The following is an 18,729-nucleotide window of genomic DNA, read 5'->3' on the forward strand; positions in this document are numbered from 1 at the left end:
CAGGAGGATATGCATATGGCAATACAAGATGGAGATTCACTACAGAAGAAATTGAGGCCAAGGCATATCAGCTTTATGGCTATGGGCGGCGTCATCGGCACCGGCATATTTAAGGGAAGCGCCGAGACGATCGGTCTCGCCGGACCTGGGGTGATTTTCTCTTATATCTTTGCGGGACTGCTGCTGTTGGTCGTGATGGGTGCCATGACGGAGATGGCTACGGTATATCCGGGTCGAAACATGAAGGACTTTGTTCGGCAAGCGTTCGGAGAGCGGGTATCCTTTGTCATGGGCTGGATGTATTGTTTTATGTGGCTGTCGGTTTGCGTGATCGAAGTGATTGCGGCAGGCAGCTTTCTGCAGTACTGGTTTCCCGACGTACCGCTGTGGATGCTGAGCCTGGCAAGCGCAGCGCTCATTATTCTCATCAATATGATGAGCGTCGGAAGCTTTGGCGAAGTAGAGTTCTGGCTTGCTGGCATCAAAATCGCCATGATTATTATCTTTATCGTGCTCGGGAGCTTACTAATGTTCGGAGTGATTCCGAGCTCCGCTCCCCCGTACCTTCACAATTTCACAGCGCACGGCGGGTTCCTGCCAAACGGATGGTTCGCCATCTTTTCCGCCTTGCTGGTCGTTACCTTTTCGTACGGCGGCTCCGAGCTGATCGGACTCACATTGACCGAAACCGAGCATGCGGACAAAATCCTGCCGAAAGTCGTGCGCAATTTTATTTTACGGGTGATTTTGTTCTTCACGCTGCCGATTCTGATTATATGCGGATTGATTCCGTGGAACCAGCTCGGCGGAGAGACGAGTCCTTTTGTTCAAGTGCTGTCGGCTACCGGGCTTCAGGGTACGGCCCACATCATGAATTTTATTCTCGTGACGGCCGTGCTGTCGGCAGCCAATTCCGGCATCTATGGCGCGACGCGCATGATTTATTCCATGGCAGCCGCCGGAGAGGCGCCCAAGAGCCTGGCTAAAACCACGAACAAAGGCATACCGCTTAATACGCTGAAACTCTGCGCGATCATACTATTAGCAGGTTCCTTGCTTGGATTGATCGCGCAAGACCAGCTGTTCCGGGTTTTGATGGCGGTCCCAGGCTTCGTCGTTGTGCTGGTATGGATCTGCATTTGTTTCTCGCAGCTGAAACTCCGCAAAGCTTATCCGAAGCAGCCCAGCTTTAAGGTATGGGGGTTCCCCTACATTACCGGGGTAACTGCCCTCTGCTTGTCAGTGATCGCGGTCCTGTTTCTGATTGACGGTCAGAACCGGGTCAGCATCAGCGTATGTCTGGCCGTACTGCTGCTACTGGTTGTTTGGTCCATCATGAAATTCAAAAAAGAGAGCAGAGTCGGATAACGGAAGGATGAAGGGCTTCAACTTCACGGTAATCGGACAAGCTGGATATGGTGTCATTATCCGGTTGCGAGCCGCATGGCTGCAAACAAGAAAACCTAATTTAGAAGAGAAGGCGGCAGAGGAAAGAATCCTCTGCCGCTTTTTTATGCGTGGGAACAAGTAAAGAAAGTGAAAGGAATGTAATAAAGGAGAAATTGATAGCGCTTACTTATGGAAATTATAATGAATTATACATATTTTGGAGATGCCTTGGTAGATCGTCTTCATTAAAAATCTAATGACGAGGGTGCTGATGGGTTTGATCGTACATAAATTTTGCAGTCTGAAATGGCTGTTCATAGCCGGATTCTTCGTCTTGATCGTGGTGACGATCCTTTTAATCGCAAAGCCTGCATTTACACAAACACATCATGAAGACGATTATATCGCGACAGTTGACGGAGTAGAGATTCATGTAAGCGAATTTCAAAGAGCCATCGATGCCAATCGAGCCGGTATCATCAAGTATTTCCATGAAAAATATGATGCTGCACCGTCGGCAGCTTTTTGGACTACGCCATACGGAGGTAACGAGATTCCGCTCGAGTTGATCAAAAAGAAGGCGCTCGAAGATAGCATCAATCAAAAAATTCGACAGATCCTTGCCAAAGAGCAGGGAGTGCTCCCCGATATCAGTTACGCCGGTTTTATGCAAAATTTCAACCTTGAAAATCAGAGAAGGCAACAAGCCATCAAGAATCATCAGGTAATTTTCGGTCCTGCTCAATATACGGAGGAAGCCTATTATGAATACGTGATGGCGAACACGGTCTTATCGGTCAAGAACCATCTGATGGAACATGACTGGAAGCCGAGTGAACAACAGCTGATCACGTTTTACGAGGCGAACAAGAGAAGGTTGTACCATGCACCCGCAACGGTGAAGGTACGACAATTATCGTTATCTTTTCTGGATGCCAATCGGAATGTCGATACACTTCTCAAAACGCAGGAGAAACGGAAGATCGAGACGGCTAGGGAGAAAATCTCATCCGGGGTTTCTTTTGAGCAAGCCGTAAAGGACATTAAACAAGATGACCGGGTTACGGAGCAGGTCTATAACTTGGATAGTTACAGACACAATGTCAGAAGTCCGGTAGCCCAAGCTTCGGCTGACCTTCTTCCAGGAGAGGTAAGCGAAATTATTGAAGAGAACGGCAGCTTCTATCTCATGCTGTGCATGGAGAAAGATCAGTTAGGTTCCAAGTATCTGGGATTTGACGGTATAAGAGAACAAGTGTTAAAGGACTATATCGATAACCAATATGAGGAGTACGTACGTCAGCGGTTAACCGATGCGAAGGTTGTATTGAATGAGGAGTTGTACAGAAAATTCCTGATGTAATCGCCGATTTGGCATTACATATATAACAATGAAAGGAATGAAGAGGATTGAGCCAATCGTTTTTCAAAAAGCTTATCTGTATGGTTTCGATTTTTTCTTTCGTTTGCAATTGGGTTACCGTTTCACCGTCGACCGCTTTAGCTGCGGGAACCACTTATTATGTGGACAACACAGGGGGAGATGATGGGAATAATGGCACAAGTCAAGACTCTGCATGGAGATCGTTGGATAAAGTGAACGCGACTACCTTTGCCCCAGGCGACAAAATCTTGTTCAAAGCCGGGGAGAGTTGGAACGGCAGACTGTGGCCTAAAGGTTCAGGTTCAAGCGGAAATCCGATCATTATCGATATGTACGGTTCCGGAAGCAAACCATTAATCGCAGGAATTACGTCCGAACTGGAAGCCGTATTTTTGAAAAACCAGGAGTACTGGGAAATCAACAACCTAGAGGTAACAAACAGCTCGCCGCTGCCTTTTGATCGAGATTGGGAGAATCCGCGGGGCCAAAGGCGCGGTGTTTATATCTTGAATGAGGAAGCTGGTTTATTAAATCACATCTATATCAAAAACATGAACATCCATGATGTCGATGGATCGTATACCACACGCTCCGGGGGGATTATTTTCGATTCGGTTGGGTCGATGACACCCAGTGCTTTTAACGATGTTCTCATTGACGGAAATATACTGACGGACGTGGATGCCTATGGCATATACATTGGCTCCAATTGTATCTTGCGCTACGGAATGGGCGATTTATGGCCTTGGGTACCTAAACCATACGGGCCTTGGACGCCGTCTACTCAAGTGAAAATATCCAATAATACGGTCATCAGAGCAGCAACGGGCGGCATCGCGTGGAATGTCACCGATGGAGCGGTAGTCGAGCGCAACACCGTCCAACAAGCTACGTATTTGGCAACCAACGCTTCCATTTGGTGGGCGTATGCGGACAATAATCTCGTTCAATTCAACGAATCGTTTGCCAGCGTGAACGGTGCGGAAGACGGGCATGGCTTCGACGTGGATGCAGGAAACATCAATTCGTTGGTTCAGTACAATTACAGTCATGATAACGCTGGCGGCTTTATGCTGTTCGTAAACGACACGTACTACACAATCAATACCATCGTTAGATACAACATTAGCCAAAACGACAGAAAAAGCATATTCCGATACAGCGGTTCCATTGATAACGTCTATAACTACAATAATACGATATACGTAGGGAAATCATCCGGCAACCCGGTCATGAGCGATTACTTCACCAAGGCATCGGGTGCTCCGCGCAACATTCATAACTATAATAATGTGTACTACAGCGTCGGCGATAAGGGATGGGACTTGACGGGCCAGACGTTTGACTACAACGCATATTACGGAGGGAACACACTGGTGCAGGCCGATGCCCATAAGATAACGGACGATCCAAGATTCGTTGATCCCGGTAGCGGCGGGAATGGCATGGATACAGTACATGGGTACCAATTGCAAGCGAATTCGCCACTCATTGGAGCAGGCATTCGCGTAAGCGATAACGGAGGGCGGGATTATTTCGGCAACCCGATATATAATGGCGCTCCCGATATCGGTGCCCACGAATACGAGGGCAGTGTGCCACCAGCCGGGAACATGCCTGATCCGATCGTCATCGTTCCGAAACGTCCAGCCAGCACACCTGTTGACAATCTGGCTACGCAGGCAGCTGCTAGTACGACATTTGAATCGTCCTCTTCAGGTCCGATCGAACATATCATCGATAATGAATACGACACGGCATGGGAAACCGGCATTACGCCTTCATTTCCGAACCATATCACGCTCGATTTCGGCGTGCAAACGCTGATGGCCAACCAATTGAAGTTAAATACTAGATACGGGCAAGAATGGGGAATCACGAACTTTGATCTTGAATACAACAATGGTTCGGGATGGATTCCCCTGCGTACAAATATTAATCTGAATTGGGATCTGAACACGGGGGCAAACGAGATCAAATCCGTGGAATTTCCACTTACTCGATTCTCTAAAATCAGGTTGAAGGTTCATGACGGTGCTAACCAATCGGGGCGAATCGCACTGAACGAGCTTGAATTGTATAACAATCCTGAACTTTCCAAAGATATGGTCACCACAACCTTTGCTACGGGGGCAGGCACCATTACCAGCATCATCGACAACAATTTGAACTCTGCATGGGGAAGTACCGGTGATATTACCTTCCCAGGTTATATTACCCTTGACTACGGCAATCATAGCGTACCGGTCAACAAGGTTACGTTAGTTACGTTTTTTGGAATCGGCCAAGGCATAACTAATTTTGACGTGGAGTATTTCGACGGTAGCCGCTGGGTAACGGCTTTATCTGACGCATCGATCGAATGGGAGTTTAATGACAGCACCAAAGAGCACCAGAGCGTTTCTTTTCCAACGGTAAACGCCTATAAACTTCGACTAAAGGTGAATGACGGGAATCGGATATGGGGGAACATTGCATTAAATGAACTCATTGTTGAGCATACCTCTAATAACGTCCCCGTTATAGGCATTACGTTGGACAAACCGGAGCTCGTGTTTAATTCCTCTTCCGGACGAAGCGTAGAGCTCCAAGCAACGGTTTTGCCGGATCATGCAACCAATAAGAATATGACATGGAGCACGAATCAAGAGCGGGTGGCAACGGTAGACGATCATGGCATCGTGACTGCAGAAGGGGAAGGAAGGGCTATCATCACGGCCACGACGGACGACGGTGATTTTCAAGCTTCCAGCCATATTACGGTGGATTGGACGGCTCCGGAGATTACGATAAACCAAGTCGCATCCTCCGAATTCAACACGGGTGCGTTTCAACCCGAATTTGAAATGGCCGACACGCTGTCGGGTATCGACCAAGCAAAAACCGAAGTCATGCTGGATGGGAAGGTCATAACGGATCTAATGGATATAGCTTTATATAAATTTGAGCTGGGTACACATACATTTACGATAAAGGCTATGGACTTAGCAGGGAATGCATCTACACAATCCGTAGACTTCCAAGTGAAAACAAGTTATGCCTCTCTTGAGGAACTGGTTCAACGTTTCGCAGACGAGGGAACAATCAACAACAAAGGGATTGCTAACAGTCTGCTGAAAAAATTGCAAAAACAAAACCTGAGCAGTTTCATTTCAGAAGTACATGCACAAAAAGGGAAGTTTATCTCCACCGAGATTGCGGAATATTTGATATGTGATGCAGCAACGCTCCATAATCCATAGCAGATTATTTATTCGCCGTCATAAATACCAATATCATGCTGACGGACTCATTAGATTCATAGCCTAAAATTCCATTATTCTCAAAGCTACGGCTCATGCGCAAACTTCCTTGCATGTGAGACCGTAGTTTTTTATGCCAGTTCATACTCCGTTCATATTGTCGTTACGGGGAGTACATCTTCATTGGTTAAGATTTCATTAGCGGCACATGGAGGAAGCCTAACCAACCGATCAGGACAGGAGAAGATGAGCGTGGCACAAACTGAGAAAATGAATACGAGGAACGGGACGAAATCCAAGAAAGCACGAAGTATAGTGCTTAAAATCATTGCAGCAATCGTTATTGCCATCATTCTTTTTCTGGGCATTGTTTATATCAGCAATGTGATCAGCAGCCATTCCGAAGCGAAGCGAATAGAGCCCTATGGCCAACAGGTATCTGTCGATGGCAAAAATATGAATGTATATGTTCAAGGAGCAGGCGAAGAAACGATTGTACTCCTTCCAGGTGCCGGAACAGCAGCACCCGCTCTTGATTTTAAGCTGCTGATCGATGAATTATCTCCATTTTATAGAGTTGTTGCCATTGAGCCTTTTGGTTATGGCTTAAGTGATGGAACCGATAAAGAACGAACCGCGGATAACATCGTAAGTGAAGTCCATGAAGCTCTGCAGCAGCTTAATATTAACCGTTATACGCTCATGGGCCATTCCATTGCAGGCATTTACGGAATTGATTATGTGAGCAAATATCCAAACGAGGTAATAGCTTTTGTCGGCATTGATAGCAGTGTTCCGACACAACCAGGCATGGACGTTACATTCCCAATGAAAAAGTTTGCGTTTCTTAAACAATCAGGTCTTATGCGATTGATGATGAAACTCGGTCCCGATCCCTATGCTGCTCTAGCATTTGATGATCATACCAAAGAACAAATGAGATTGATTACGAATAAAAACGCGTTAACCGCCACGATATTTAACGAGATGGAGCATATTCCCTCTAATTTTAAAGGGGCACAAGATTTAACCTTCCCTAAAGATCTTCCGCTTCTTCTCTTTGTACAAGCGGATAATCCGGACTTTCCAACCTGGATTCCATTACATGAAGAGCAGGTAAAGGATTCTGACCACGGAAAAGTAATACCCCTTGAAGGAGAACATTATCTGCATCATACCAAGTACAAGGACATTGCAGAAACCTTTAGCGAATTTATCAAAGAAGTAAAAGGGGGGCCAGCCCTTTAACGAAAATGTATGTATAGAATGGATTCAAATGAAAAAGCCGGGTTTTCCTTCATGAAGGAATCCGGCTTTTTGTTGAATCAATGAGTTATTTCTTCGATGGCGTTACCGTTTTGTATTCAATAACTTGCAATACTTTCGGTTCAATAGCTTTTAACATTTGATCATTTGAAAGGTTGTTGGCAGGAGGTTCGCCATTCGCTTCGCTTTGGATTTGCAAATCAACCTGTGATTGTGCAATGACATCCACAACCTGCTGCTTCGAGACATTTTTGGATGCTGCAATCTCCACTACGGATTTACCTTTAGCTAATTCTTGTTTTAATTCAATTGGGCTCATGTTTAGTAAGGAAAAAAGTTTGTCGTCATTCAAAAAGGCATCTGCAAAATAATCAGGCTTGCCATTCGTAGTGAAGAAACCTTCTACTTTATCGTCTGATGACGACGTTTCACCTCCAATCAGCGAAAGACTGATGGATTGGTCCTGAACCAGTACCTGGTAGAAGGGGACTGTTGATCCCTTTTGGGTGTAATTCAGCATCAACGTTTTCTGATCCGGGTTCTCCATTGGCTCCATAGCAAACTCATACGCTTTGATGCTGCCGTATAACGCATGGATCAGATGATCGACCTTCGACTTGATTTCCTGTTCGGTTAAAGCCGTGAGCGGCTTCTCCTTAGGCTCCCAATTCTCTTGAATCACGTGTTCGATCTCACCCGTCATACTGTTGGTATGAAGGGCTATCTTTTTGCCGGTTCCTCCTTTTTCCTGGAGGATGATGCTGGTTTGGACACCTTGAACGGTGCTTGCATCGATGATCTCAAACTTTTTGGTTTCGGGAAATGCGCGGTACAGCTTCTCAAGGGTAGCTTTGCCAATCTCATCCGTCTTGACTTGTTCAATGGTCATCGGCGTTCTGGTCAGCATTTCAATCAGGGTAGGTGCAGCAAATGCTGCGGTTGGAATCAAAATCGCCGTTGCTACTATTCCAGCTATAAAACGTTTTTTCATGGTTTTTCCACTCCTTTGTCTTTGCAAATATTGTGTATAGGATTGTTCGATTCGGTGGGTAATGGCTTGAGGGCAATCCAACGTTTCTGCTTCTTTGCGCAGATGCTCTCGGATTTTGCGTTCAATAGTCATTGATCTTTTCCATCCTTTCCGGGGGGAGATTCCATATGTTTTTTCGAAGCGCCTGGATGCCCGCATGATATCTGGACTTGACGGTACCCAGCGGAATATCGAGTAGGGTCGCAATCTCCTCCAGCGTATAGTCGTGAAAAAAGCGGAGGATAATGACCGTTCGCTGTTTATCCGTCAGTTTGTGAATGGCCTGCGATATCATTTGGTTCGTCCCGTCCATCAACACCGAAGGTTGATCCCAATGCGACTCTTCCCGGGAGAAGGCACGAATGCGCTCGAAGATTCGGAATCTCCGCCAGCGCTTGACTCGAAATCTTTGTACTTGACGGATGACGAGGCCATGCAGCCAGAAATGGAAAGGTCGGTTCGTATCGTAATTGGCCAGCGACGTCCACATTTGCATATAAATCTCATTCATGACATCTTCCCGGTCCTGCGGATGATCCACCAGAAAGGAAACGGTCCGGTAGACGTCCTGATAGGTGGCATCATACATCGTATGAAATGCCAGTTGATCACCGTCTTTCATTTGTTTGAGTAATTGGAACATATATTCACTTTGCATTCAGAGGGCCCTCCTGGGTAAGCAGCTTACACCCTATATTGTCTCTGTATCGAAAAAAGGTTCGGGTTCTTGTATATTTTTTTTCTTAAACGATCGCTATGTTACTTTGGATTATAGCCGATGTAAGCTGGAGGAAAGGAAATAACATTGGTTGATAAAATGATGACTCGGCAGTCTCTATTATAGAAGCGCGGGATGTGCATTTACTACGGAATACGTGGAAAAGTAGACGATACTCTATCTGCTGGTCAACAAGGAATAACTTAAAAACCTCGTATCCTTCACGGATACGAGGTTTTTTTAATCATGGAGGGGATTTGAAGATCCATGCCAATCAATGGTGTGACATTGTTATTGGCAAGATCATAACAGATCTCGAATATAAGAGGGAGGTTGCACGTTAATGATGAATGTCGCACTTGTTCATGATGAAGGAGATTTGATTCTCCAATCGGTTCAATCGTTCCTGCGTTTCCGAGTCTCCAGTGCCTTGTCCCCGCAACGCAGCAAGCTCTTGCTTAAGTTGATGGAGATCGTCGCCGGCTTTGGAGCAGTCGTAGTCGCTTTCCAAGTTGTCGAGCATTAGGGTTCCTCCTAGGTTCAAATATGTTGTTCTTCCCTAGTATGGAGGATGCTTCCAAAGTTATTCACGGTTTGGTTAAACCAGCTTTTTCCGGAGCGATCCCGAAATGAAATCGACCACGGTGATCATCACGATGATGCCGAGCAAAATGATGCCGACGCGGTCCCAGTTCCGTGAGCTCAGCGCAAAAATGAGCGGTGTGCCGATGCCGCCTGCGCCGATGACCCCGAGGATGGTGGCGGAGCGGAGGTTAATCTCGAAACGGTAAAGGATATACGAGAGAAAACCCGGCAGCACCTGCGGCAGCACGGCGAATCGCACCATTTGCAGCCGCGTCGCCCCCGCGGCGATCAGTGCCTCGGTCGGACCCGTATCAATCTGCTCCACCTCTTCGGAGAACAGCTTGCCTAGCATGCCGACGGAATGCAGACCTAATGCGAGTACGCCGGCAAAAGATCCGGGCCCGACCGCCTTGATAAACAGCAGCGCCATCACGATTTCGGGAAAAACGCGGATCAAGCTGAGCAGCGTTTTGCCGGAGCCGGAAGCGAATACCGTCCGGCTCATGTTAGCTGCGGCCCAGAAAGCGAACGGGATGCAGATCAATGCCGACATGACCGTCCCCAATATGGAAATGGCCAGCGTATCAAGCAAGCCCCGAAGCAGATCTTCTCCGCCTGGCAAGTAGACAAAATCCCAATCCGGCGAAAACAAACCGGAGAATATGGCCTTCGTCACCTGACCGGCGGTCTCCTTGATCCCGGAGAACGGAATGCCCGCAAAGGCCCAGATATAAACAACGGCAAGCAGGGCGTAGATCAGTAAGCGGAGGCGGCTTTTTTTCGGTTGGGGAACGACGTCGTTCCATGATTTGCTCATATCCATTTCTCCCGCAATTTCGTACTAAGGTAATCGATCAGTAAGACCATAACCAGGGTGAAGATGATGATCATGCATGTTTTGTCATATTCGAAGAAGCCGAGCGTCACTTCATAATAATGACCGATACCGCCGGCCCCTACCAGACCGAGTACGGCAGCGGCACGGATGTTGATTTCGAACGTGTACAAGGTGAAGGAAGCGAAATGCGCCCGAATTTGCGGGAAGACGCCATACACGATCAACTGTGCCAGATTTGCACCGACTGCAGTCATGGCCTCCAGAGGACCGGGATCTATTGCTTCCAGCGCTTCATAGGTGAGCTTCGCGATCAAGCCCAGCGAAAAAACGGATAGGGCAAAGATTCCCGGCAGTGGACCGAGTCCCAGTATCGCGACAAAAAAAGCGGCGAGCAGCAGGTCCGGAATCGTACGGACCAAGTTCAGCAAAAAGCGGATCGGATAAGTGATCCAGCGGCTCTTGATCAGATTGCCTGCACATAGCAGCGCCACCGGAACCGCCAAAAAGGCGCCAAGCGTGGTCCCGATCAGCGCCATGCGTATCGTCTCCAGCATCGCCTGCCAGATGTTGTCGAGATAGCTCCACCTCGGCGGGAACATTTCCCGCAGCAGGTCGAGCATGTTCGGCAGACCTTCCACAAGCTCCTTGAAGGTAGCATCCGTCTGAAGCGAACTGCCCCATACCAGAAGCAGCAGGAAAGCCGCCGTTAAGTAATGCTTTAGTTTGCCCGGTGGTTTCGGACGGAGCAGGGGAGGCTGCCCCGGTTGCTCGAATGGCGCCGTATCGAGTTCCATCTTCATACCGCCGTTTCCTCCAATATTCCATCCTTGCCGAATGGCCGTCCGTATATTTCCGTAAATCGCTCGTCCGTCGCGTCCGACACGGGGCCGTCAAAAACAATTTCTCCGGCGCGCATACCGATAATCCGCGTAGCGTACTGCCTAGCCAGATCGATCGAATGCAGATTCACGATGGTCGTAATATCGGATTCCGCGTTAATCCGTTTCAGATCATCCATGACCTGCTTTGTGGTTAAAGGATCCAGGGAAGCCACCGGCTCGTCCGCCAGAATGATCTTGGCCTCCTGCGCCAGCACGCGGGCGATTGCAACCCGCTGCTGCTGTCCGCCGGACAGCTCGTCCGCGCGGGCATACGCCTTTTGGACAATGCCTACCCGATCCAGCGCTTGAAAGGCCAAGTCCATATCGGGCTTGGGAAAACGGCCCAATAGGGTGCGCAGGGTGGAATGGTAGCCGACGCGTCCGGCCAGCACATTGCGAAGCACGGAAGAGCGCTTCACCAGGTTGAAGCTCTGAAAGATCATCCCGATATCCCGACGGATGCGGCGCAGCTCCTTGCCCTTGGCCGATGTTATCGATTGGCCGCCGATCACGATTTCACCCTCGTTAATGTCATGAAGCCGATTCATCGACCGCAGCAGGGTCGACTTACCGGCACCGGACAACCCGACGATCGCCACGAACTCGCCGCGGCCGATCGTCAGATTTATATGATGTAATCCCTTGGTTCCATTAGCGTATGTTTTTGAAACATTGCGAATTTCAATCATGGCTTTCAGTCCCTTATCTTTTACTCGGTCTTTACCTTTTCGCCATATTCCCGGACAATCTCAAATTGAGTGTCGTCCGATTTGACATAACCTTCATGCGTGTAAATTTCGGAAATGATTTTGTGGCCTTCCTCGTCTTGTCCGATCTCGATAAACGCGTTTTGCAGCTTCTCCACCCATTCGGGGTTCATATCGGAACGCACGCTGATCGTATCGTTCGGAATCTTCTCGGTATAGGTCAGCACACGCGTATCTTCAAACACGGTCGGGTAATCCCCCTTGACGACATTGCGGGCATCCTGGAAGATGGCTGCCGCGTCGACATCGCCGTTCAGCACGGCAAGCACTGCCTGGTCATGACCTTTGACCGTAACCGGCTGAACATCCTTCAGCGGATCCATTCCGTTATCCATCAAGACCGCAGCCGGCCATACATAGCCGGCAGAAGACGAGACGTTCTGGTAGGCGATTTTCTTTCCCTTCAGATCAGCCACGGATTGAATGGCAGCGTCTTTTTTCACGATCAGCATCGCCTTATAAAAATCAACAAGCTCTTCCGTCGGTTCGCCGGTTTCATCCTTAACGCCGAAACGCTGGGCCTGAAGAATGACTTCGGCAGCGCCTTTCTCTTTGGCTAATACATAGGCGGTGGGCGGCAGAAAGCCGACGTCCACTTTCTTGGAAGCCATTGCTTCTACGATGGTGTTATAGTCGGTCGATACGCTAACCTCTACCGGGATGCCGACTTTATCGGACAATAGCTTCTCGAGCGGTTTAGCTTTGGCCTCAAGCGTGTCCGCATTCTGGGAAGGGACGAATTGCACCGTCAATTTTTCAGGGACGTATCCGGTCGGTTCCGATGCTGGGCTGCTGTCCGCATTCGTACCTTGCGATTTCTCCTGGCTCGCGTTGGCAGCGGCTTTGCCGCCGGTGTCGGCATTCCCTCCGCATCCGCTGAAGACAGCGACGGATAAGAGCAGGGGCATCGTGAATTTCATCCATTTTTTCAAAGCAATGACCTCCGTTTTCTAGATATCATATTTTGTCTTACCTGCTTCACTATAAGGACGGAGTGTTAATGGTCTGTCAATGAATTGATAACTCTTTGTAAAGTTTTGGAATTTTAATATAAAGCTGCATTTCGGTTGATAGAATAGCAAGGAGAAGGTACGAACAGGAGGGATGGCATGAAATCGACGATCACAAGAACGATCGCCGTGCTGGCTACCAGCGACCTGCATGGGCATCTGTATCCAACCGATTACCGAACCCGGGACGAACGGGATATCGGACTCGGCAAGCTGGCGTCCCTGATCCGTGATGAACGGCGCAGACATCCGGACTTGCTGCTGATTGATAACGGAGATGTGATTCAGGGATCCCCGCTGGCTGCCTATGCATTAAAAAACAATGCCGAGATACACCCCATGATTGCGGCTATGAATGGACTGGGTTATGATGCGGCGGTGCTGGGAAACCACGAATTCAATTATGGTATGGGAACCGTGGACAACGTCGTGCGAAGTTCCGTGTTCCCTTGGCTGTCAGCAGGCATCCGACTGCAGGGCAGCAAGAAGCCGGCTTTCGGACGGCCTTACCTGATCAAGGATCTGAACGGCATCAAGGTGGCGGTTCTAGGCGTGACGACGCACTATATTCCGAAATGGGAAAACCCGTTTCACATCCAGGGTCTGGAATTCCATGATGCATTGGAAACCGTCAAGGAATGGGTGCCGCGCATCCGAAGGGAAGAACGGCCCGATGTGATGGTTGTGGCATACCACGGCGGATTCGAGCGTGATATGAAGACGGGGGAGCCGACGGAAAATCTGACGGGAGAAAATCAGGCCTATGCGATGTGTGCTGAGGTGGAGGGCATCGATGTGCTGATCACCGGGCACCAACATCGCCTGCTGGGTACGCATTTGCATGGGGTGGCGGTCGTTCAGCCAGGCTGCAACGGCCAGGCTATCGGCAAGATCAGCGTTGATCTCGTTCGGGAACAAGAACGCTGGGCCATCGTGGAGAAACGAGCCGAGCTGCTGCGACCGGAGCACGGGACGGCGGCCGATAAGACCGTGCTTTCTTCCAGCGGGGACCTCGAAGACCGGACGCAGGCATGGCTCAACGAAACGATTGGACGCGTTCACGGCAGCATGAGCCTGAGCGATCCGGCAGCCTGCCGGCTTGCGGAGCATCCTTTTATCGAGTTCATTCATCGCGTGCAGCTTGAATTTGCAGGGGTTAACGTTTCCTGCGCGGCTTTACTAAGCGAAACTTCCAAGGGCTTCGGAGAGATCATTACGAGGCGGGATATTCTTACGAACTTCATGTTTCCGAATACCCTGGTCGTGCTGCGCCTGACCGGCAAAGACATCCGGGCCGCGCTGGAGCAGGCGGCCTGCTATTTCGTGGTCGGCCCGAACGGGAGCCCTGCCGTAAATCCGGCATATTTGGAGCCGAAACCCCAGCATTATAACTATGACATGTGGGAAGGCATTGAATATACGCTAAACATTGCGGAGCCCCCGGGATCCAGGGTGATCAATCTGAAATACAACGGAGTGGATCTCCCGGACGAGAAGGAGCTGGATGTGGTCATGAACAGCTACCGGGCTAGCGGAGGAGGAGACTACGTGATGTTCCGGGGCAAGAGAGTGATTCGCGAAATTCTCATCGATACCGCAGAGTTAGTGGAGGAGTATATATCGGGACGTGGGTTCATAACGGCTTCATGCAATCACAATTGGAAAGTGGTCGTTGAAGCCAATGCCCCGCTTCCAAAGATCGCAAATAAAATCTTGTATTGATGACAATACTTGTCACTATTAGCGATTATGATTGGATTGAGCACGTCATCCGACTTCCTCTCTCGGGGGGAAGGAACGTGTAACTGATTTTACCAAGCAGAGAACGAGTTTCTCAAGGAGGGAAGGGGTTATCATGTATAGAACCGTTGCCGATTTCATCACGGAATGGAAGAACGAAGCCGCTCTAACGCAAAGGATTTTAGACAGTTTGACGGATGAATCCTTACAGCAGCAAGTATATCCTGAAGGGAGGACGCTCGGAAGGATTGCATGGCACTTCGTAACGAATATTCCTGAATACTTGTCTGAATTTGGCCTTGTCATCGATCAGGTACCAAATTCAGCAGAAGTACCTGCAGCGAAGCAAATCTCGGAGACGTTTAAGCTTCTAAGTTCCGACGCAGCAAAAGCAGTTGAAGAACAATGGACGGATGAGACGTTAACGCAGGTACAGAATGCTTTCGGTCGTCAGGAATCCAATGCTACCATCTTCATGGGATTGATCAAGCATATTGTCCACCATCGGGGACAGGTTACCGTTCTGATGCGACAAGCGGGTTTGAATATCCCGGCGGTATATGGCCCTTCTAAGGAAGGGTGGATACAAATGGGAGTGGAACACCCGCCGCTGTGAACGTGTACGAGCTTGTAAAACTCGCCATTGTTCAAGCAAATGAAGTCGCGAATTTCGCGGCTTTTTTTGTTGAATCTTTCCCTCCCGCAAAAAAGCCCCCTAGGATAGGAGACTTTTTGCTTGCTTGTTTGCATACGGTACTGGGAATCGGAAATTGTAGAGTCACCATGGTGGCTGCTATATTCATGTGCAGGTAGAATGTGGAGCGGTAACCACGGTTAAACAAGAATTTGTGCAACTCCTTTACGGCTTAGTCGAGAAGAGAAGGGGGATCGCCGGGCGGATTTTGTTCATGGCGCGTTCTTTTGTCTCATCCAGCACATGGGTATAAATCTGCGTGGTGGATATATCCTCGTGTCCGAGGAGCTCCTGCACAGCACGCAGATCAGCCCCGTTGCGCAGCAGCTCGGTGGCAAAGGAGTGTCTTAACTTATGAGCGGATAGAGATTGACCGGATAACTGCGGAAACTGCTCGGTCATCGCCTCAAACGTCTTCTCGGCTATCGTCTGCACCATGCGTTTACTGATTCTGCGCCGAAACTGCGATACGAAGAAGGCGTTATCCTTTGTGCTTCTGGGAACCATCCGTTCTTCGAGGTACATATGCAGCAGCTTGTTCAATTCGGCGGGGAGGGGGATGTATCTCCATTTATTGCCCTTACCCAGCACTGCGATGCTGGAGTTCTCCATATCAAAGTCCGATAGGTTCAGCTTCACGATCTCGCTAACCCGAAGACCCGCATAAGCCATAAGCGCGATGATGGTCACGTCGCGGATTTTATATCTTCCTTCAATTCCATTCAGGCAAGCATCCAGAATCGGCTTTTGAAGATAGGTAGGCTGACGGTTCTTCTCCACCTTGGCTTTTTCGATATCCATGGCAGGATTGATGCTCGCCAATTTGAAACGGATCATGACTTTATAGAAGAGACGGATGGCGGACTGGCAGCGATTTCGATATCGCGCGCCGGCACCGCTTTCCCGCACCTGCGTCAGATAATACATCACATCAATGTCCGTGACTTCCGTGATGGGTTTCCCCTCAAGGCTGTTCAGGAAGTGCTTGATATCATGAAGATAGGCTTGTTGTGTATCCTTGGCGTATTCGCGATCCTTCATATAGGAGAGAAACAGCTTCATTTCCCGCTCATAGTGCTCAAAAACTTCGGTATAGTACATCGCTTCACACCCGTCCAATCGTTTAGAACAGAAATTGCATTAAATATAGATTTAATGCAATTTATATTATAGCAAAATCGAGCAATTTGGCAAAATGATAGCGGCTGCCAGCGTATGCCTGTTGCAAGCTCCGTCATGGAATGGAAGCCGTTAAGAAAGGCGCATTTCGTGGGATATATATAAAAAGCACGCCAAGTCCATATCGATGACTTGGCATGCTTTGTTGGAGAGTTGATTCGTTAAATTCAATACTTGATTTTAAGAGTATCATCAGGAATATACACGCCCTCGGAGCGGGTAATCGGAAGCTTCTGTTCCGCGGAGAAGCCGATGGTTTCCCCGTCCCTTAGCGTGACGTCCTGCTCCACGATGTATAAAGCAATGTCCATCAGGAATTCACGGAGCTCGGCAGGGGTAGCCTGGCTGTCCAGCACCTCGATCTCGTCCTTGCCGAAGGCTCTGAGCCCATAGGTATATCCGTTAATTCCGGTTTCGGTGCCAACTAGACCAAAATATACGAGATTTAACAGGGGAAACAGATCCTCGGTCTTCATCGTCTCGGCCATCTCGATATAGAACTCAGGCTGAAATACGGTGCCGGACGAATAGAGCCCGACGGCATTCGGCAGCTTCAGACAGCTGGCCGCCAGTTTGGCGAACACTTTGCCGCTATCCAGCGGAGACGCGGAGCGCTTAAGCACGGCCAGAATAAGCTGGGCGACATGGGTTTGGGTGACCTCGGCAGCCTCGGGCCACAGGTAGTTCCCTTGAGCGTAATGCTCGGCCTCGCCATCCGGCACCGGGGCATCGACGAAGCTGACTGCAATCATGCAGCCCTCCGCCTCAAAGACCAGCATTCCTTCCTTCTCCTCTTCGGCGCTGCTGTTTTCGGGGGAGCAGGAGATGCTCCAATCGCGCAGTAGATTAGCTCTGATCTGCTCCAGATCGCATTCGGGCGAGTTCAACAGCACGAAGCCGTTGAATATGCCGGATGACGTTTGGTTATCTGTCGCGTTATCCTCTGGATTCTCCGCCGATTCATACTGCGCCGCCTGCTGCATCCAATACTCCCGGATCATATTGACCATGGATATCGCTTGCTCCTCCGCGGTAGCAGGATAATAAGGCTGCATCTCACTGAATACATGACCGCAATGCTCGGTGTCCGAGGCATGTTCATAACCGCCGCACACGCCAACCAGCCATTTACCAAGCATGGTCTTCTTATATTTGAATATGTAGTAATGCATGCCATGGAGATTGAATTCTCCTGCTAATTCGATTTTGCTGGGCTTATGTCCAAGCTCTCGTTCATTAGCCAGCCATTCGATCATGGCTCGCTTGGCTGCTTGCTGTTGGACTGTCGTCATGGGTTTCTCTCCTTAAATATGTGTGATATATTAACTGTTATATTTTACAAGCTATTGAATGGCTCAGCAATAGATGGAAATTGCTAGTTTATGACCAGAAGATGGTATGACCATTGCCTTCTTCACATATAACTAGCAGGTTGGTTACATAGAATGTGGAATAGGGTGTTTCGTTAAAATTAAAAATGGCTGAGTTGTCATGAGAGGTGAGAATGTGAAACTTGCAAGGATTTCATATGAACAGAAGAGCGTATTGCGCAGCCTCATGGAGTTATATCAATACGATATGAGTCCGTATGAGGATGACAGCGATAATGACGTTAACGAGCACGGTCTTTACGATTATAAGTATTTAGACCATTACTGGACCGAAGAGGGACGCCACCCTTACTTTGTCAAAGTATCCGGGAAGCTTGCCGGATTTGTGTTGGTGAGGGAAATCGAAGCCTCAGATCTTTCAGATCCCGGTTACTCCATGGCAGAATTTTTTATTCTTAAGAAATACCGCAAGCAGGCTATCGGCAAACAGGCGGCTTTCCAAGTATTCGAGTGGTTCAGGGGGAAGTGGAGCATCGCTTGGTTGGAAAAAAATCTGCCGGCGCAAAACTTCTGGACAACGATCATCTCGGAATATAAGGCGGGCGAATATTCGGAAACCACGTATGCAGGCAACCCTGCCATCGAATTTTATTCCTAGTGCCAGCTCTTACGAAA

General features: G+C 48.8%; 16 protein-coding genes. 7 read left to right on the top strand and 9 right to left on the bottom strand.

Going from position 1 to position 18,729, the window contains the following annotated elements:
* Positions 1-15: 15 nt before the first annotated feature.
* From M1D70_RS14790 to M1D70_RS14805, 4 genes are all read left to right on the top strand, one after another.
* The gene (locus M1D70_RS14790) at positions 16-1,368 is read left to right on the top strand and encodes an amino acid permease (RefSeq protein WP_456290299.1); all 1,353 of its coding nucleotides are present in this window, start codon (positions 16-18) and stop codon (positions 1,366-1,368) included.
* Positions 1,369-1,660: 292 nt separating this feature from the next.
* Complete coding sequence (locus M1D70_RS14795) at positions 1,661-2,752, top strand: peptidylprolyl isomerase (RefSeq protein ID WP_456290300.1); 1,092 nt, start codon at positions 1,661-1,663, stop codon at positions 2,750-2,752.
* A gap of 233 nt (positions 2,753-2,985) precedes the next feature.
* Positions 2,986-6,015: an Ig-like domain-containing protein gene (locus M1D70_RS14800; RefSeq protein ID WP_456290439.1), complete on the top strand. Its 3,030-nt coding sequence runs from the start codon at positions 2,986-2,988 to the stop codon at positions 6,013-6,015.
* A 252-nt stretch (positions 6,016-6,267) separates the two neighbouring features.
* On the top strand, positions 6,268-7,263 hold the full coding sequence (locus M1D70_RS14805; protein ID WP_456290301.1) for an alpha/beta fold hydrolase: 996 nt from the start codon (positions 6,268-6,270) through the stop codon (positions 7,261-7,263).
* A gap of 85 nt (positions 7,264-7,348) precedes the next feature.
* Here the strand turns inward: M1D70_RS14805 and M1D70_RS14810 are convergent, their stop codons facing one another.
* From M1D70_RS14810 to M1D70_RS14840, 7 genes are all read right to left on the bottom strand, one after another.
* Entirely contained in the window at positions 7,349-8,404 is a 1,056-nt protein-coding gene (locus M1D70_RS14810; RefSeq protein ID WP_009590219.1) for a hypothetical protein, read from the bottom strand.
* A complete protein-coding gene (locus tag M1D70_RS14815) occupies positions 8,394-8,969 on the bottom strand; it encodes a sigma-70 family RNA polymerase sigma factor (protein WP_009590222.1) in 576 nt (191 codons plus the stop codon). The genes M1D70_RS14810 and M1D70_RS14815 overlap by 11 nt, the downstream gene beginning before the upstream one ends.
* Before the next feature lie 400 nt (positions 8,970-9,369).
* Positions 9,370-9,552, bottom strand: a complete 183-nt coding sequence (locus tag M1D70_RS14820) for a hypothetical protein (RefSeq protein ID WP_009590220.1) — start codon at positions 9,550-9,552, stop codon at positions 9,370-9,372.
* A 75-nt stretch (positions 9,553-9,627) separates the two neighbouring features.
* Positions 9,628-10,431, bottom strand: a complete 804-nt coding sequence (gene phnE / locus M1D70_RS14825; RefSeq protein WP_456290302.1) for a phosphonate ABC transporter, permease protein PhnE — start codon at positions 10,429-10,431, stop codon at positions 9,628-9,630.
* Entirely contained in the window at positions 10,428-11,252 is an 825-nt protein-coding gene (gene phnE / locus M1D70_RS14830; protein WP_456290303.1) for a phosphonate ABC transporter, permease protein PhnE, read from the bottom strand. The genes phnE (M1D70_RS14825) and phnE (M1D70_RS14830) overlap by 4 nt, the downstream gene beginning before the upstream one ends.
* Complete coding sequence (phnC, locus tag M1D70_RS14835; RefSeq protein ID WP_456290304.1) at positions 11,249-12,022, bottom strand: phosphonate ABC transporter ATP-binding protein; 774 nt, start codon at positions 12,020-12,022, stop codon at positions 11,249-11,251. The genes phnE (M1D70_RS14830) and phnC overlap by 4 nt, the downstream gene beginning before the upstream one ends.
* Before the next feature lie 20 nt (positions 12,023-12,042).
* Positions 12,043-13,020, bottom strand: a complete 978-nt coding sequence (locus M1D70_RS14840) for a phosphate/phosphite/phosphonate ABC transporter substrate-binding protein (protein WP_456290440.1) — start codon at positions 13,018-13,020, stop codon at positions 12,043-12,045.
* Between the two features lie 189 nt (positions 13,021-13,209).
* Between M1D70_RS14840 and M1D70_RS14845 the strand changes: the two genes are divergently transcribed.
* Both M1D70_RS14845 and M1D70_RS14850 read left to right on the top strand, forming a co-directional pair.
* A complete protein-coding gene (locus tag M1D70_RS14845) occupies positions 13,210-14,832 on the top strand; it encodes a bifunctional metallophosphatase/5'-nucleotidase (RefSeq protein ID WP_456290305.1) in 1,623 nt (540 codons plus the stop codon).
* 133 nt (positions 14,833-14,965) lie between these two features.
* Entirely contained in the window at positions 14,966-15,466 is a 501-nt protein-coding gene (locus M1D70_RS14850; protein WP_456290306.1) for a DinB family protein, read from the top strand.
* 243 nt (positions 15,467-15,709) lie between these two features.
* Here the strand turns inward: M1D70_RS14850 and M1D70_RS14855 are convergent, their stop codons facing one another.
* Together M1D70_RS14855 and M1D70_RS14860 are read right to left on the bottom strand one after the other, a co-directional pair.
* Positions 15,710-16,645: a tyrosine-type recombinase/integrase gene (locus tag M1D70_RS14855; RefSeq protein WP_456290307.1), complete on the bottom strand. Its 936-nt coding sequence runs from the start codon at positions 16,643-16,645 to the stop codon at positions 15,710-15,712.
* Positions 16,646-16,890: 245 nt separating this feature from the next.
* The gene (locus tag M1D70_RS14860) at positions 16,891-18,015 is read right to left on the bottom strand and encodes a DUF4261 domain-containing protein (protein WP_456290308.1); all 1,125 of its coding nucleotides are present in this window, start codon (positions 18,013-18,015) and stop codon (positions 16,891-16,893) included.
* Between the two features lie 214 nt (positions 18,016-18,229).
* Between M1D70_RS14860 and M1D70_RS14865 the strand changes: the two genes are divergently transcribed.
* Positions 18,230-18,712, top strand: coding sequence for a GNAT family N-acetyltransferase (locus tag M1D70_RS14865; RefSeq protein ID WP_456290309.1), 483 nt, complete (start codon positions 18,230-18,232; stop codon positions 18,710-18,712).
* Positions 18,713-18,729 lie beyond the last annotated feature (17 nt).

Source organism: Paenibacillus sp. AK002, assembly GCF_053903045.1.

What these genes read in the sequence shown, in the direction of transcription:
- M1D70_RS14855 (WP_456290307.1), bottom strand. Translation starts at nt 16,645, where the DNA reads ATGTACTATACCGAAGTTTTTGAGCACTATGAGCGGGAAATGAAGCTG.
- M1D70_RS14790 (WP_456290299.1), top strand. Translation starts at nt 16, where the DNA reads ATGGCAATACAAGATGGAGATTCACTACAGAAGAAATTGAGGCCAAGG.
- M1D70_RS14850 (WP_456290306.1), top strand. Translation starts at nt 14,966, where the DNA reads ATGTATAGAACCGTTGCCGATTTCATCACGGAATGGAAGAACGAAGCC.
- M1D70_RS14840 (WP_456290440.1), bottom strand. Translation starts at nt 13,020, where the DNA reads ATGAAATTCACGATGCCCCTGCTCTTATCCGTCGCTGTCTTCAGCGGA.
- M1D70_RS14845 (WP_456290305.1), top strand. Translation starts at nt 13,210, where the DNA reads ATGAAATCGACGATCACAAGAACGATCGCCGTGCTGGCTACCAGCGAC.
- M1D70_RS14820 (WP_009590220.1), bottom strand. Translation starts at nt 9,552, where the DNA reads ATGCTCGACAACTTGGAAAGCGACTACGACTGCTCCAAAGCCGGCGAC.
- phnE (WP_456290303.1), bottom strand. Translation starts at nt 11,252, where the DNA reads ATGAAGATGGAACTCGATACGGCGCCATTCGAGCAACCGGGGCAGCCT.
- M1D70_RS14795 (WP_456290300.1), top strand. Translation starts at nt 1,661, where the DNA reads ATGGGTTTGATCGTACATAAATTTTGCAGTCTGAAATGGCTGTTCATA.
- M1D70_RS14810 (WP_009590219.1), bottom strand. Translation starts at nt 8,404, where the DNA reads ATGACTATTGAACGCAAAATCCGAGAGCATCTGCGCAAAGAAGCAGAA.
- M1D70_RS14860 (WP_456290308.1), bottom strand. Translation starts at nt 18,015, where the DNA reads ATGACGACAGTCCAACAGCAAGCAGCCAAGCGAGCCATGATCGAATGG.
- M1D70_RS14815 (WP_009590222.1), bottom strand. Translation starts at nt 8,969, where the DNA reads ATGCAAAGTGAATATATGTTCCAATTACTCAAACAAATGAAAGACGGT.
- phnE (WP_456290302.1), bottom strand. Translation starts at nt 10,431, where the DNA reads ATGAGCAAATCATGGAACGACGTCGTTCCCCAACCGAAAAAAAGCCGC.
- phnC (WP_456290304.1), bottom strand. Translation starts at nt 12,022, where the DNA reads ATGATTGAAATTCGCAATGTTTCAAAAACATACGCTAATGGAACCAAG.